This window comes from Marinobacter sp. G5_S1_61_S3 (assembly GCF_054968585.1).
Window position 1 is genome coordinate 14,591 of sequence record NZ_JBQKUK010000008.1, and the last position, 15,772, is coordinate 30,362.

Below are 15,772 nucleotides of genomic sequence, written 5' to 3' on the forward strand. Positions count from 1 at the left end.
CACTGCTCAGGACACAAACATCAGCGGGGCACGCCCAGGCTTGCGGTATTCTCTACCGGATCGAACCAGACCACCAGATCCCCCCGCCAAGCCGCCGATTTTACCTGCTCCCGCTCTGCCATGGGGTTCTCAGTGTCGTTCAGGCCGTGGTACCGAGTGCAGTATTCGTCAACCAGCCCGTCAAGCTGATCCTCTGAAAGCAGCCCCACATCCACTACGAATTTCTCTTCACGTGGGTCCGGCTGGGGCTCGTGGCCTGCTTCGTCGGTCATTTTCAACTCCACCTCAAAGCAGCCATGGTAATGGGTTTGGCGAGGCTGTAGAAGACCGATTATCAGGCTTTTTTCACTACTTAGCGTTGACCGGTCGGTCAGGCTGCCTTAAACCGGGAAATCAGCTGACGCATGGTGACCGATTCCTGTCTCAGGTATTCACTGATCTGGCGGGTGTTATCAACACTGGTGATCAGGGAACCCGAACTGTCATCAAGCGCCCTTGACCGCCGACCGACACGGTCAATTTCTTCCCTCTGAACCGAAACCGCATCCCCAATTTCTGCACTGCGAAGCTCCAGCTCCGTGAACTGACTCGCAAGACGCTCCAGGTGGTCTTTCAGGGCATCAAGGTTCCGCCGGTTCATACCACCGGCGTCGCGCATTTCGTCCAGCAGGCCCTCAACGCCGGAAACCCCGGTTACCAGGTCCGTCACCCATTGGCGAATTTCCCTGGTGGAGTCCGACGTACGCTTCGACAAGGTGCGCACTTCGTCTGCCACCACGGCAAATCCCCGACCGTGTTCGCCGGCACGGGCCGCTTCAATCGCTGCATTCAATGCCAGCAAATTGGTCTGCTCCGCGATATCAGCAATGACGCCGATCACGCTCTCGATTTTGCCCGAGGATTCACTCAATGCCTGGATAGATAGGGACACCCTCCCAATCACCTCCACCGTGTGTTCAGCAGCCTGTTCACTGTTTCTGAGCCCTTCCTGAACCACCGCATTGGCCGCCACGGCATCTCGAACCGTAGTGGCTGAGTTCTCAGTGGCTAAATCAATGGCCGATGCCTGGTTCGCAATGGCCGCCATTGACTGGCTGACATCATGAATCTGCCGGCGGGTAGTATCAGTGGACGCCTGGACGTCCTCTGCCTGAGAGTCCAACGATGTGGACCGGTCATTGATGCTGTGGGCAGCCGTTCTCACTTCTCCGATAAAGAGCTCAAACCGGCTAACCAACCCTACCAGCGCGCGCGTCACACCAGCCACTTCATCGTGTCCGGTAATAACCGGGCGCCGGGAAAGATCTGAGGTCTCGTCCATTTCCCGGAGGCCGGACTCCAGCAACTGCAGGCGGCCAATCACTGAGCGCCGAAGCCAGAGCGTCATCAAGACCACAGACATCAGGAATACAGCAGAGCCGGCCAACAGCCAGATTTTCTGGGTATCCAGAAAGGCCAGCAGGTCCTGACTACGAACTTCAATGATGTTGCGGCTGGCTTCCTTACGGTTGTTGATCGCCGTGAGCATCGGGCCGAGGGCCGGGAACAAGTCAAAATCCACCACTTGCCCTACTCGATAGTAGCTCCGCCCTTCGATACCCGGTCTCATGGATTCGATGAGCGCCAACACGCTCTCGAACAAGGCTCGATTATCCGTCGCCCACTCGCTCAGCCCGGCATTGTCCTCGATAGCACGCCAGTGCTCCGGCAGCACATCGGTCAATACCTGGAATTCCGCATCGATTTCATCCCAGAGCATCAGCTGCGCCTTGATCTTGTAGGCGAGATCCTGCAGGCGGCGATGGTCCTGCTCAAGGTCTTCCAGCAGCCACGACTCCATAAGACTTTCCCGAACCAATGCCTCTGAAGCGGACTCAGCACGGGTCATAATGCTCGATGACAGGGCCGCCAATGCGGCCAAAGCAAACACCGATAGAAAGGAAAAGAACAGAATACGGCTGCGGACAGTTCTGAGCATGGTATCTCCACTGGGGGTATCGTCCAATGGAGCTTATGCCTGTTTTGTGACACTTTTATGTCGCGAATGGCGCCATTTTCCAGTCGGGAAGCCTCCGATAGACCATCATCGAATGTCGAATACGCGGGAAATCCCCTACGCTCATTCTTTTACCCATTGCGCCCAGCGCGATATTCTTTAGGTTGGCACTGATTCCGAACAGGCGTAAACGATGGTCCACAGCAAGCCTTTCTCACAGGCCTGTGTAAATAACAGGCAACCAATACTGGAATGCATCAAAACGGTGTTCACCGAGCCGGCCACCATATTGGAAATTGGAACGGGAACGGGGCAACACGCTGTTTATTTTGCAGCGGAGCTCCCCCACCTGACGTGGCAGCCCAGTGATCGGCCTGGAGGCGCCGATCATTCCCTCGGCTGGATCCAGGAGGCTGACCTTGCCAATATTCGCCCACCTCTAGAACTGGACGTTTCCCTGGGAAGCTGGCCGGTAGACACCATTGATGGTGCCTATTCCGCCAACACGGCTCACATCATGTCGTGGGAAGAGGTAGAGGCAATGTTCGCCGGGTTGGCTAAACGCCTCATTGCCGGCGGCCTGTTCTGCCTCTATGGGCCGTTTAACTATGAGGGGCAGTTTACCAGCGACAGCAATCGCCAGTTCGATCACCACCTGCGGAGTCAGGCCCCGCACATGGGCATCAGGAACATGGATGACATGCTGGAACTGGCGGGCCGAGTTCGGTTCGGGCTTGAAAGCGATTTCGAAATGCCTGCCAACAATCGACTGCTGGTATGGCGCAAACTGTAAACAGCCACTCTATGTCAGGAGGGATCACGCAATGAGCCACCAGAGACTCACAATGCTGATCAGCGGCAAGGTCCAGGGCGTCTGCTATCGCGCCTCCGCGGCCGACATGGCCAACAGCCTGGGTGTTACCGGCTACGCCAGAAACCTGCCGGATGGCCGCGTAGAAATTGTTGCAGAGGGCTCACCGGCGTCACTGGTTTCGCTCAGACAGTGGTGCCGGGACGGCCCTCCCTCGGCAATCGTCGATAAAATCAACACCACCGAAGACTCTGCAACCGGTGAGTTCACTAACTTTGGAGTTCGGTAACCACCGGCTGGATGACACTACTCGGAACATTTCTTCACACCCTTGAGACCACGCTGCCGGTATTCGCCATGGTGTTTATCGGCCTTGGTCTCAGGCGGCTCGGCTGGATCGATACCAACTTTATCAACACGGCGTCGGCACTGGTCTTCCGCGCGACTCTGCCAACCCTGGTATTCCTCAGTATTGTGCGCGCGGACCTGGATACCACCCTCAACCCCGCACTGCTTGGATTCTTCGTAGCCGCCACCCTCGCCAGCTTCCTCTTCTGCTGGCTTTGGGCCATACGTGCCGCACCAGCGATTGACCGGGGTGTGTATGTGCAGGGCGCTTTCAGGGGCAACTGCGGTATTGTGGGCCTCGCCCTGGCGGCAAGCCTCTATGGCGACTTTGGGCTTTCCGCCGGGGGCCTTCTCCTGGGCGTGGTCATTATTTCCTACAATGCGCTCTCTGTGGTTGTCCTGACAGCCTACCAGCCGGGTCAGACGGCCAGCTGGGGGCGCATTCTCGGTGACATCGGGCGCAACCCGCTCATTCTGGCGGTGGTCATCGCCGTTCCCTTCGCCTGGTCCGGTTTTCAACTGCCAAACTGGCTGATGACCAGCGGTGACTATTTCGCCTCACTTACCTTGCCCCTGGCGCTGATGTGCATTGGCGGCACGCTCTCCTTGAGCGCCATGCGTACCGATCGCAAGCTGGCGATCAGTGCCAGTGTGATGAAGATGGTGACGTTACCGGTATTGTGTACGTTCGCTGCCTGGCTGGCCGGGTTTGAAGGGCGCGAACTTGGGCTGATGTTCCTGTTCTTCGCCAGCCCGACAGCCGCCGCCAGTTTTGTCATGGTCAAGGCGCTGGGCGGCAACGACCGCCTGGCAGCCAATATCGTGGCTTTGACCACGTTAATGGCCAGTGTAACGGTTACGGCAGGGGTGTTTGTGTTGCGGACGGCAGGGGTGGCTTAAGTGACATGCAATAAAAAACCCCAGCATCTCTGCTGGGGTTTTGTATTGGCGGGCCAGTTGGGACGAATCTGGGCACTGGGAAGTATCAGTCACTTTACCTTTGAATTCATCAGGATAACTGATTCGTCGCTTGTACGTGAGGGGCTGAATCCTCCGCCCCTCAAGGAGCGGCCTCCTAGAATCGATAAAAGGGCAAAACGGATTTGTCATTAATAAGCATCCCAGAATGCGCTATGAAGTATAGCAAATCTATGTCTCCGGCCTGCTCTCATTTGTCTAATTCCTCAATTCGTCCGAAGAATATAAAAAATGCCTGCTGGTGACCGAGTCATAGCGCCATTCAGCTGTTGGCAGCAATACACTCATCGCTGCCATCAGCAGAATGGATAAGTCCTCGACTATGTAATCTGTACGGAATTGCTATAACAAATCGTTTTATATTTCTTGAAAATCTACTTCCAAAGTGTCGTAAATATAGCCGACTGCCTCGGTATCAAGTACCGAGTAGTAATTGGTATCTGACCATGGCAAAAGCTGTAGAGCTCTCTTGGAATACCGTGGGTGCGAGTCCGGGTAAGACGATTGCCAAATACTCCACAACCTATCGATTTCACAATGGTGCAACCAAAAGATAGGATCGGCAGGAGACCATTGAGAGTTCATGACTCCTCCTACCCATACATGTACGTGATTGTGCGCTGGCAAATTGGGGGCGTAACCTTCTAGACAGTATGTAAACCTTTCATAAGTGTTTAGTCCCTCTTCCATGTCAGGCACGAGATCAAAAAAGTTCTCCAATAACTGCAATACATGGTCTTTCTCCGGCAATTCCTGTGCGCTACTTCCCACATCGTGACCGTTCGCGCGAGTTTCAGGTTCGGTTCCTGGGCCTCCCGAGCCAAATAGAGGGATTACATCGACTAGCCATCCCGGAAAGGTTCGGTTCTTTGACCAACGCCAATAAGGCAACCCAATAGGGTTTTCGGTTCCAGTTAACTCAATATCAGCCTTTCCAAGAAGTTTCTCGAACTCGGTAAGGTACTTCCTGTGCCAAGACAAAAACCTGTTTAATCCAAGCCTATCATCGTTCCATCCATGCATACGATATTCTGTCATGTGCGTATGCTCGGTCACTATTGCTTCGAAATCACCTCGATCAATTAGAAGCTGGAGCGCTTTCTTGAACCTATATTTCTCCTCGTCTGAAAGTTCGGACTCATCTTTTCTAACGCAAATGTAGCCGTATTCTTCAGTAGGCTGGGTGTCATCGAACTCAAGAGTCCGCGCTCCTGCGAAATTAGTGGCTCGATCTAACTCCTCTGAAAACCTATGGTGATGATGGTGATCTAACATCCTTATATTTCCTCTCTCCTGGCTTCTGATCCCAACTCAGTCTGATTCTAGTGGACCAGACATTGCGCACAAGTTTCTTAGGGTTTCGTTCTTGACTTCTGAGCCCCATCGACCAGCGGAGAACTCTACTTTAGCGTCCAAGCCTATTCCGCGAACCGTCGCGTTTGCAGAGGTATTGACTAAGATGTCGGAGAATCCCGATGCCCAATAGGTAACGACTATCCATTTTATACAGCTCTCAGTTGATTCGGCATCTCTGCTGCTGGCAGAACATTCGCTATGCCTGTTTCTCCAAGGGGTTTCTCCTTTGCTAATCTCCTGTTTCCAAGTAAAACACCTAGCCTGAGCATTCGTCACTTCGATGTGTGGCGCAGGGTCTACAATCTCACAGGCGTTCGTTCTGGCGCTGACTTGCCATTCTTGAGTAACACAAGAGATACCGAATCCGTTCTTTACATCTAGCTGCCAACGGCCTGAATTCACAGATCCAGAACCAGCATTCTTCGGATAAATTGATCCAATGCCATGAAGGTAGAGCACGGGTTCGAACACTATTCGGTCATCTTTGTCCAGCGTGCCTATGGATGTGGCAACAACCTCTTCTTCCGCGTCCCGCGAGGCCCAACTTACGCGAAACAGACGGTATCCGGGCATGACGAAGCCAGCATCGAGGAGTTCCTCTGCAAAACCCTCAAAGTTCGCTTCAGGCTCGTTCGGCGACGGTTCGCTCAGTGTCCAACGGTCTTTGGAACCCACCCTGTCTAGAAAGACTAGACCCTGTGCCACCTCGACGGCCTTATCGAATTGATTCTCTGAGGTAACCGCTTCTTCTTCAACTTCTATGTCGGTCAACGTAATGGGCATTCCCGCGTCTTCCACGAAGCTCGTCACTGCACCGACGAATTCACTCCTTTCAATGCGAGTGCTCTGAGCTAACACACTTGAAGCATACAGGATTAGCAAGACGGCCAGTGATAGCAAAACGCCTATTGGGAAGTTGCGTACTCGCATGAAGTCCTCCTGGACTTACCCCTGTGCAGTGGACACTCCGAGCCTATGATTTGGACTTACCCCGGTCCAATATACACTCTTGGCCTATGATTAGAGCATAGGAGGAACTGTCATGATCGGCCAACGTTATCCTCAAGCATTCAAAGATTATGGCTCTTACACAAGCATTGCGCAGGATAGCTATCTACCCATCCCGGTTCTGTGGACGTTCTCAGGGCTTCATCCTCATATAGGTGCGTATTTCAAGCAGCAACAGAGTTATACCCATTTGGAATAGACTTACCGCAATACATTGATAATGGGTGTCAATTTTTTTTACGGCTTCTTCGATTTCTTTGTTGCTTAAACTCCCAACTTATTGTCCGTTTTAGAAAATGTTTTTCCCGGAACAAGCATTGCTGGCCATTTAAACATGGTTTATACAAACGCAACGCTATGGTGGGGAAGGTTTGGATCTTGACATTGTCTTAACAGGCCGAGTAATTGAGCGAATATTTATCATTCTTTTCGGAGGAATGTCACTTTTCCTCGGGTATAGACTTTTCTATGGAATAGAAAAAAATTATTTCAGTGGCGATGTAGAAGCGAAGAGTGGTGAAGGTCTGTACATAAAGATAAAAAATCTCGCTCCGGGTATTTTCTTTGCTGGTTTTGGATCACTGGTCCTAGCTATCTCGATGCAATCCCAGATAATTCACTCCTTCCCTAATACCAACGGCGAAGCAACTGAAAAACTAAGGCACTCATTTTCAATTGCTGGTGACGACGACTCTGATCTTGCAAGAAAAGCTGCATCAATTAAGTTACTAACTGATTTTTATTTAGAGAATCAACAGTACTTGAGTAAGGAAGATCGACAGTATTATCAAGCAGCAGCAGTGGTATCTCGGAACGTAGTTAGAGATATCGTCGATATCCACCTTGGTACTGGCTCATACGAGCTTTACGAAAAATCTCAGCGAAACCTAGACTCAGCTTCGCCAGTATTGATTCAGCAATATTCTCCAGACGAAAGAACAATTATTAGAAACGTGGAGAAATTTTTGCGGCACTCCCTACCAACGAGGAACGGATAATGCGAACAATTTCCTATCACCTCCTATATTTCTTACTGATATTGGTGACTCTGTCTTCAACACCAGCCCAAAGCGATAATAGAGCACTTAGTTATTACCAAAGGTTCACCGAAACTGTACTAGATAACGCCGAAGCACACGTCCGCCCTTACTTAAACAATGCGGAACGAAAAACTTTGCGTAGTATAACTGTGCATGTGCCAGCCGAGTGGGCAGTAATAGCACAAGCCTACCCAAAAAACATCGTTATCTCGTCGGGTATGGCATGGGTTTTAGAGCAATTAGCATTAAGCAATATCGCAGACTATCAGCTTGGGCACCAAGGTTGCGATGAGGAGTATACTGGTTATCTCGCAACCGCTATTGCGAACAATACGAAGCGCGTGGATAACCGAAAAAGACCACATGCTGCTCTGACTCTAGATTCGTACGCAAGAGAATATCAAGGAGACTGTCGAGGATTTAGGAATCAGGACATTGTCGAATCTAACTTTGGCGAACATTTTGCCAGGCTAATGGAAGCGAGCCTGATGTTTTTATACCTCCATGAACTAGGACACCATGTGCTGAACCACGTAGAACATGCTCCTCCGAACTTAGAATACCAACGTGATGAAGAGGCAGCTGCGGACGCATGGGCAATTGAAATTGGTTTTCGATCAAATTTCAATGTGCTTGTTGGAGCACCAATCATGAACTTAATTGCTGCGCTAGGCGGAGCCTCTATTGAAGCTGAGGAAAAACAAACGCACCCACTTGGAATACGAAGGCTTCGCGACATGTTATCCCAAGCGCGCGAGATTTTGATCAGTAAAGAAGAGTATGATGTGGTGGAATGGCTGGACGAGAATTTATCAAGAGCGGATTTGGTTTTAAACGAACTTTGAGGCAATAAAAGTTTAGCTCCTCAAATTCGTTCTGCTCATTCTGTAACCATCCCCTAAAATCGATGCACGTATATCTAGAGTCCTCCTGTTACCAAAACCTAAAATCTCCGCATCGGGTCTCTCAGGATTGACCTCGCTAGACTGACCCTGACCCCGTGTTAGGTCCACCAAGAAATGTAAAAATCCTGCCGGGTTTTAGACTAAAACCCATTAGCCACCACAAATTGGCCTGGAAACCAATTTAGACCACGACGGATACCTTATTTCGTCTCGAAATAAATTTGATGACGAGAGTCTACCAACGACTTTGGCTTCATGACGCTCCCCTTTGAAACACAAGTACCAGCCATCCAGCGTTTCGAACGCTAGAACCTCATTTCCACTCAAAGTTGACCCATACTGATATCCAGCTTCCACTTCAAATGTACTGCCATCACGCAATTTAATCTTTTTTCCGAATATATCAACGACCTCAGTTGTGAAAGCATCTTTCATAAACTTGGGATGTACATAATCTTCAGAGGGAGGATATAAGAATTTAAAATCGTGAATAATCTCTTTATTTCCTGCTGGACTAATTTCTTCAATAATCTTATGGATCACTGAAAATTTTTCTGGCGTCTTTAATAGAAATTTCGGTATGCAAACACCAAACCGCCACACATAACTGACGTCTTTTCCCCTTACCACGCGATCTTCACAAGATTCAGAATATTTCGTTGGAGCAACATATGCTCCATACTGGCTTGATGATTGGTCTGCGAAAGAAACTGAAGCTACTGCTAAGTTAAAAGCGACTATAAATACCAATGAACCTGCGTTTATCCCCATGCTAATAACACTCCAATAATACGGGCGCGGCTAAGCCGTCCAAGTAAAAACCTATATTGAAAACCCCAACCGAATCGAATCGGAAACATGGGAGACACTTTGTTCATTTCTACCCTGGCCATTTGAGCAGACCTGTGATAAAACTTTGTAACACCCTCGTGAGTCAAATATAAAAAACAGCTGTCCGCTGACCTACCTATCTAAGATGATACTCAAGCTCAAATATATCAGAACTCATTCTTATCAGCGTTCTGTAGAAGCCACGAACCAGTTCTACGCGAGAATGATGTAAACGATGCGCTGTATCCGTAACCAACTTTTGATTTCGCCGAATTTCTTCAAAAGTAAGTTCAGAATCATTTGAGTTATGTATATTTTTTAATTTTCCTTCAAGAAAGCGCTTTTCGTGCTGCGCTATCGAAGAAGTAAGTTCATGAACGACGATATTTCTTTCTCGACGTAACTCATATATTACATTCGAAGTCGATTCTAGATTCTTAATCAAATCAATACTTCTCTGGTCTAACTCATGAAGCAAAGTCTTAGAAGCTTCCCTGAAAGGCGCTGTATACCAACTCGCATTTGCTATATCTTTCTTCTTACAGAAATCTTTCGGTGACATTTCCCAAAAAGCCCAGATAAAAAAATCTTTAATCCGGTCTGATGCTATATTAAGGTCCATAAGTGCATGCAATAGGGAACGTTCGATATTCAGATCCATAGTGGGTAACATCTCTGCTGAACTCTCACTGTAAAAAAGAATATCACCAACAGCTGACCGCCCTGCTATCATAGTTCCTTCAAAGTCTATACCAAGAACCATCAATTCCTTCTTACGCTCGCTGAAGCCACCAGAAGGAAGCGTGTCAGAATCAAGCTCGAATGCATGATTTATTGGAGGCTCGGTCTGCCACACTGCATGACCGAAAAAACTTGGGTCGATTTCGTCTTCGGATTGCCAACCGTAAGAGTAAATATGGCGAATGCCAGAATCTGCCAGTAGGCGTTCCATTTCACTCGTCAACTGACTACCTAGATCTTTGACGGAACTTGCCAAAACGAACTCCTTCTCATTTGGTTGATTCTCTACAAGCTTAATTGGACAGTGGCGGCACCTTGCAAGCGCTCGCATTTACTACTTCCACAACCTTCCGAAAACGTCTGAAAAATCTTTACTATTCTTTTGTAAATGACAGGATATACGGTGACGTAAAAACTTAAACGACACATCATGGATGCCAAGACTTGCTAGCCAACTGTCGATCATCTGAAAGCTTGTAAATATCGATACCTTTCTCACCAATTTTCGCAATCGCTACAATCTTAAACTTGTCTTCTTTTAATCGACTTCTTCTTATTTTCCCGGTTTTAATCTGAAAGTGAAAATATTGATCATGGATCACTTACTTACAAGCAGTTTGTGATTTTTAAAACGTGACCACTTAATTTCGGTCACTTTTTCTACTCAGAGAAACTTTTACAAATAATAAACTATCTACCTTTCGTTACCTTAATGATCAGCCATACCTAAAAATTTCCGCTGACTCACATCAAGATTATTTATTTTTATTCCAATACCTTTTTCTATCAGTGAACGGATTGTCTTGCTTTTTGTTGATTTAAGACGGTCGCTAATACTCTGGTAATTTTTGCACAGATCGTAAGCTTGAAGATATCCAAGTATCATTGAATCCAGTTGCTTTTCGATATTAAAAAGATGTACGTCATTTTTTAGGCAAAAATTGATGTCGCGATAATCAGAAATATTTGAATTCAATTTCCTGATTTTCTTACTCGACAGTTTTAGAGCGTAACTGCCGACACTCTCTAAGGAGCAATCAATTCCCAGAAACTCTACGCTATCTTCAGGGTGAAATATTTTTGTTTTTGTTTCACTCACCGACAATCCGAGGCGATCCAAGCACAGAATCACCTCTTCTTTAGCCTTCTCTGCTTCATGAGCACTGCAACAAAGGACAACAAAATCATCAGCATACCGAACTAATGAATAGCCTTTCCTTTCTATGAAGGTATCCAGTTGGTCAAGGTACAAATTGGCAAGAAATGGGCTTAGAGGCATTCCCTGACGTATCCCCTTGCCCACCTTCAACCCCTTCGCCTTGGCCTTTTTGAGGTCACTTTCAGATCGGAACTCAGATTCACACTGGATTACACTGAGAATGAGTTCGCGTATCGATGAAAAACGAACTTTTTTTCGAACTCGCTGCATTAATTCAGTTCTAGGAATAGTGTCGAAGAATGCTTCAACGTCGAATTTTACAACGTAAGGCGAGATCGATCTCAACTCTACAAATTTTTGAAGGGCTTTTTTTACAGTCCTACCCTTTAAAAACCCATAGTTTGATTTCGATTTAAAAATTGGTTTTTCTGATAGAAAATCTAAAATGGCAGATTGAACTATTCGATCTTCGACGGTTGGAACGTTAATAATTCGGTAGTCGCCGTTATCTTTCGGAATGGTGAATGCGGATAGATTCGAAAAGTGGTAGTGATTTCTTCGAAGGTCTCGTTTAATTTGTTCGAGCCTTTTATCGCTTTCCGACTTAAAGGCTTCAACGGAAACTTTATCGACCCCGCTCACTAAACGTTTCGGACCAGTTGCCCGAGAGTTTATTCTTTTCCAAGATTTCAGCAAGCGAGCTTTGTCTGCAACGCTGTGGAGTGCGGTTCGACCCATTATCGAGGCCTTTTTACCAGGTAGGAAACGCTAAAGAAAAGCACCTCTTATCGGCTTGACCCTAAAAATCCCCACAAACCGAAATTGAAGTTCACTGCCCTGAGTCACAGCCTCACAGAAATCGTGATTGAGCGACCAAGCGCCTGCGCATCGGTGATCATCATCACTTGCGCCAGTGTGCCAAAGCGTTCTTTCCAACTCAAGCAGCGCAGTCCGCTCAATGCGAATGATTATCGCTTCGATTTCAGGACTGCTGGCTTTTGGGTTTTCTTCCGAATCCGCCCCAAAACCCATGGAGATGAGCAACAAAAAGGCAGAAACCGCCGATAACACCGTTGCCCATCGATCCAATGCTCTTGCCTTGGATTCACGCGCTTTCACCGAACCGCCTCCTCGCTTTCGCTCTTGCTGAAAAAGAACCTCATCGGCCTCCAGGGTAAATCTGGGGATAAGAAGCCAATGTATTGACGCACTGCCCTGAGTCACAGCCTCACAGAAATCGTGATTGAGCGACCAAGCGCCTGCGCATCGGTGATCATCATCACTTGCGCCAGTCCGCCAAAGCGTTCTTTCCAACTCAAGCAGCGAAGAATACACAGCTGCGATGAGCACAATTCCAATATATAGTGCGTGAATCGATTTTTCAACACATCATCAAGGGGTTTTATTACCTAACAGACCATCAAGTTTTCGACCTGACTCAATTTGAGGCGACCCACAATGCTAGAAGCTGAATTGCACCCGCATTTTGTTCAGCGACCATTCCGCCTCGTGCTCAGATTCATGAGTGCGTACGGTCAGGCAGAAAGGATTATACTCAGGGTATGTCACTACCAGGTTGGGTTCGAACATGAACGATGACAAGACACCGCAAAGCGCCGCAACGACACCTGAGTCGCTGCAAGGCAACTCGACGGATCGTGCTGCCGAGAGTTACACCGCAGAAGAGCGCAACTCCATTGCCCTGAACGTTTTCTTCAACATTTCTGAGGGCTGGAGCCTTACAGAAGGAGAGAAGGTCATCCTTTTAGGTAATCCTGATCCTGCGACTTACCTAGCATGGCAGCGGGGTGACAACCTTGAACTACCAGCAGAAGTAATTGAGCGGATATCCTATGTGATTGGGATCTACAAAGCGCTTAGAACACTTTATCCCACCAGAGAACGCGCAGACGCTTGGGTTAAAAAAACCAATCGGGCATACGACGGTAAAACTGCCCTTCAAGTTATGCTCGACGGGAACCTAGCTCAAGTCAGGAAACATCTTGATGCAGAATGCGTGTGAATTCTCCACTCAAGTCCCGTTCATTTGAAAGCCTTCGCAAGCTCTGGGCCTTTCCCTCTAATTCGCCCAATCCCTTGGGTAAAACGACAACATTGGTCGCGTTAGAGGGGATCATCAATAGAAAAGCTCCATAACTATTCCTCAATCCACCTCCAAAGAAACCTAAACAGCGCACTTAGAGTCCGGCTTGCCAAATTCAGTCCCCACTCGGGTTCGGTCTTCTGGAGTAAAAACTGAAACCTCGACTACCGAGAAAGACTCAATTAGAGGGGACCAGCGCAAAAATCAATTAGAATTCTTTCTAATAAAAATTAGTTGCTGAAAACCAGGACTGCTATTGAACGCGCGCGCATGCACTCTCTGAAAAATACCAATTGTCATGAAAATGAAAGCCATTTAATAAAACGCCATCGTCTAAATTGTCAATTTTTATCATCCGCTTATTTAAATACAAAAAATTTCCTTAAGCGCCATAATAATTTGTATGGCAATTCTTTTCAAACCGCAAATTAATTAGAAAAAAATCCGTCATACGCTTCTAATTAACATTAAATATGCTTGACCAAACTGCCAATTATCCCAAAAAGTAAAAAGTTGAATAAACCGGTACTTGTTAGCCTGCCAAATATTAGGATTCTAGTTGAAAATATTACGAATGGGACCGTTACTTAACAAAAATACGTAAGGCTACCTAACATGATCAAAATTCCAAATAAGGGAAAAACTGAGAATAATCCTTACGTAATTTGGCAAGTTTTTATAGATGATGATCAGCGCCGAAAAGAACTTGATGTTTTTATTAAAAACTTAAACTCTATACTCAAAGAGTACAACAGAATATTAAAGAAATATAGTTCTACATCGGAATGCATGAAGGAGGAAAAGCATGGACGTTGTCGGGTACATAAGAGTTTCGACTGAAACTCAAGCGAAACATAACGATTCCCTCTCGGGACAAATTTCAAAAATCGAGGAATGGTGTAGAAACAAGGATCATAACTTAATTAACGTCTACACAGAACCGGGCTCATCTGCTTTTTATGACAAGCGGCCTGTCTTTAAAAAAATGATCGAGGATCTGGTAACCAAAAGAGTAAGGGTAGATGGCGTCGTAGTTTACAGCCTTTCAAGATTTACTCGGAACTTGAAAGAAAAACTAAATGCCCAAGAAGCTCTTAAGGGCGTCGGAGTCTCTCTATATTCCTGCACAGAGAGCATTCCCGAAGATCCATGCTCTGGTTTCATCATGGGGAATATCTACAGCACAATGGATGAGGCTCAAAGCCTTCGGAACTCACAGGTTGTATCAGATCGCATGCAACAGGCTGCTGTGAAGGGCTTCTTTACAGGCTCCCATCCTCCATTTGGCTACGAGACTATGGTTGCTCCTGGAACCGAAAATAGCACACGAAAGAAATTATTGGTAATCAATGCTGAAGAAGCTGAAATAGTAAAGAGAATTTTTGAGTATGCTTATAAGGGAGAATCTGGAATCGGGTACGGAGTAAAAAGAATAGCTAGTAAATTAAAAAGGCAAGGTATTCTTAGAAGAGGAAGTCTCTGGTCTCAAAATAGTATCCACCGAGTTCTTACAGATACCACTTACTATGGTGAGAGAATTTACGGAAAAAAAAGAAAACGCAAAGACCTTGGGCATTCGCCGGTTATAGTAAAATCTCCGAAAATAATAGAAAGGGATTTATTCGAAACCATAAACAATAACCTCAAATCACGAGCGCTTAAAAACACCCAATCTAAGGCTGATTACTCCCCATCAATACTAACAGGATTTCTTAAATGTGCTCAGTGCGGCTGTAACTTGGTTTTAGTGACAGGTAAATCGGGAAAATATGTTTATTACAAATGCAGCAAGCAAGTTAGATCTCAAGTAGATATTTGTGAGTGCCCTAAAATCTCAAAAATCGAATTAGAAAAACTAGTTATCCAAGCAATTTCGGATAACCTTTTAATAAAAGAGAGGCTACTGAAAGTCACTCAAGAGCTTTCATACGAAATAAAACACTCGTTTTCAGATGACCGTCAAAATCTACTCAACCTTCAAAAACGTCACTCCACAACTTCGTCTAAAATCGACCTTCTCTATCGGAAAGTAAGCGAGGAAATACTCGACTTAGACGAAACTCTTCAAGACCACTTAAAAAACCTTAAGAGTCAGCGTCTAACTTTAAAAACCGAAATTTCTGAACTCAGCCAAAAATTGTCGATCCCAATCAAGAAATTCGGGATTCGAAAAATTGAGGCCTTCGTAACAGCGTCCAGAAAGATTTTACTTGAGGAGAACAACGAGGCAACGAAGGCGTACTTAAAAGCATTCGTTAGCGAAATTACGGTCTCTCGCCACAAGGTGATTATACGCGGGGGGAAATTACGGATGGTAGCAGGAATTTCCCAATTTGAGTCCGGCCACCCCTACGAAGGGGTGCCCAGACTCATATCAAATTGGCGGAGAGGGAGGGATTCGAACCCTATCAGCGAGAAGGCCGGAAGCGGAATACCCAGTAATATCAGTTAGATAAATTTTCTCCCTCGGACCTCCAAGGAAAGAAAAGGACACG

The 15,772-nt window shown here is 46.9% G+C and carries 15 protein-coding genes; 7 read left to right on the top strand and 8 right to left on the bottom strand.

The window, feature by feature from the left end:
- Positions 1-20: 20 nt before the first annotated feature.
- On the bottom strand, positions 21-272 hold the full coding sequence (locus ACTRWH_RS09265) for a YheU family protein (protein WP_462826313.1): 252 nt from the start codon (positions 270-272) through the stop codon (positions 21-23).
- Positions 273-370: 98 nt separating this feature from the next.
- Positions 371-1,978, bottom strand: a complete 1,608-nt coding sequence (locus tag ACTRWH_RS09270) for a methyl-accepting chemotaxis protein (RefSeq protein WP_462826314.1) — start codon at positions 1,976-1,978, stop codon at positions 371-373.
- Between the two features lie 211 nt (positions 1,979-2,189).
- Between ACTRWH_RS09270 and ACTRWH_RS09275 the strand changes: the two genes are divergently transcribed.
- The 3 genes from ACTRWH_RS09275 to ACTRWH_RS09285 are packed head-to-tail and all read left to right on the top strand — an operon-like array spanning position 2,190 to position 4,055.
- Positions 2,190-2,789, top strand: a complete 600-nt coding sequence (locus tag ACTRWH_RS09275) for a DUF938 domain-containing protein (RefSeq protein ID WP_126812824.1) — start codon at positions 2,190-2,192, stop codon at positions 2,787-2,789.
- A gap of 31 nt (positions 2,790-2,820) precedes the next feature.
- Positions 2,821-3,096 carry an acylphosphatase gene (locus ACTRWH_RS09280; protein ID WP_036207982.1) on the top strand — a complete coding sequence of 92 codons (276 nt, stop codon included), beginning with the start codon at positions 2,821-2,823 and terminating at the stop codon, positions 3,094-3,096.
- Positions 3,097-3,107: 11 nt separating this feature from the next.
- Complete coding sequence (locus tag ACTRWH_RS09285; protein ID WP_462826315.1) at positions 3,108-4,055, top strand: AEC family transporter; 948 nt, start codon at positions 3,108-3,110, stop codon at positions 4,053-4,055.
- A 435-nt stretch (positions 4,056-4,490) separates the two neighbouring features.
- Here the strand turns inward: ACTRWH_RS09285 and ACTRWH_RS09290 are convergent, their stop codons facing one another.
- Both ACTRWH_RS09290 and ACTRWH_RS09295 read right to left on the bottom strand, forming a co-directional pair.
- Positions 4,491-5,408: a tyrosinase family protein gene (locus tag ACTRWH_RS09290; RefSeq protein WP_462826316.1), complete on the bottom strand. Its 918-nt coding sequence runs from the start codon at positions 5,406-5,408 to the stop codon at positions 4,491-4,493.
- A 36-nt stretch (positions 5,409-5,444) separates the two neighbouring features.
- Positions 5,445-6,419: a hypothetical protein gene (locus tag ACTRWH_RS09295; RefSeq protein ID WP_462826317.1), complete on the bottom strand. Its 975-nt coding sequence runs from the start codon at positions 6,417-6,419 to the stop codon at positions 5,445-5,447.
- Positions 6,420-6,868: 449 nt separating this feature from the next.
- Here ACTRWH_RS09295 and ACTRWH_RS09300 point away from each other — a divergent pair, with 449 nt between their 5' ends.
- Together ACTRWH_RS09300 and ACTRWH_RS09305 are read left to right on the top strand one after the other, a co-directional pair.
- Positions 6,869-7,495 carry a hypothetical protein gene (locus tag ACTRWH_RS09300; RefSeq protein WP_462826318.1) on the top strand — a complete coding sequence of 209 codons (627 nt, stop codon included), beginning with the start codon at positions 6,869-6,871 and terminating at the stop codon, positions 7,493-7,495.
- The gene (locus ACTRWH_RS09305; protein ID WP_462826319.1) at positions 7,495-8,382 is read left to right on the top strand and encodes a hypothetical protein; all 888 of its coding nucleotides are present in this window, start codon (positions 7,495-7,497) and stop codon (positions 8,380-8,382) included. Before ACTRWH_RS09300 ends, ACTRWH_RS09305 begins: the two co-directional genes overlap by 1 nt.
- Before the next feature lie 210 nt (positions 8,383-8,592).
- Here the strand turns inward: ACTRWH_RS09305 and ACTRWH_RS09310 are convergent, their stop codons facing one another.
- The 4 genes from ACTRWH_RS09310 to ACTRWH_RS09325 form a co-directional block, all read right to left on the bottom strand.
- Positions 8,593-9,213: a hypothetical protein gene (locus ACTRWH_RS09310; protein WP_462826320.1), complete on the bottom strand. Its 621-nt coding sequence runs from the start codon at positions 9,211-9,213 to the stop codon at positions 8,593-8,595.
- A gap of 196 nt (positions 9,214-9,409) precedes the next feature.
- A complete protein-coding gene (locus ACTRWH_RS09315; RefSeq protein ID WP_462826321.1) occupies positions 9,410-10,345 on the bottom strand; it encodes a hypothetical protein in 936 nt (311 codons plus the stop codon).
- A 378-nt stretch (positions 10,346-10,723) separates the two neighbouring features.
- Positions 10,724-11,911: a reverse transcriptase domain-containing protein gene (locus ACTRWH_RS09320; protein ID WP_462826322.1), complete on the bottom strand. Its 1,188-nt coding sequence runs from the start codon at positions 11,909-11,911 to the stop codon at positions 10,724-10,726.
- A gap of 30 nt (positions 11,912-11,941) precedes the next feature.
- Entirely contained in the window at positions 11,942-12,292 is a 351-nt protein-coding gene (locus ACTRWH_RS09325) for a hypothetical protein (protein ID WP_462826323.1), read from the bottom strand.
- A 469-nt stretch (positions 12,293-12,761) separates the two neighbouring features.
- Between ACTRWH_RS09325 and ACTRWH_RS09330 the strand changes: the two genes are divergently transcribed.
- Positions 12,762-13,196, top strand: coding sequence for an antitoxin Xre/MbcA/ParS toxin-binding domain-containing protein (locus ACTRWH_RS09330; protein ID WP_462826324.1), 435 nt, complete (start codon positions 12,762-12,764; stop codon positions 13,194-13,196).
- Positions 13,197-14,082: 886 nt separating this feature from the next.
- Positions 14,083-15,729, top strand: coding sequence for a recombinase family protein (locus tag ACTRWH_RS09335; RefSeq protein WP_462826325.1), 1,647 nt, complete (start codon positions 14,083-14,085; stop codon positions 15,727-15,729).
- Positions 15,730-15,772 lie beyond the last annotated feature (43 nt).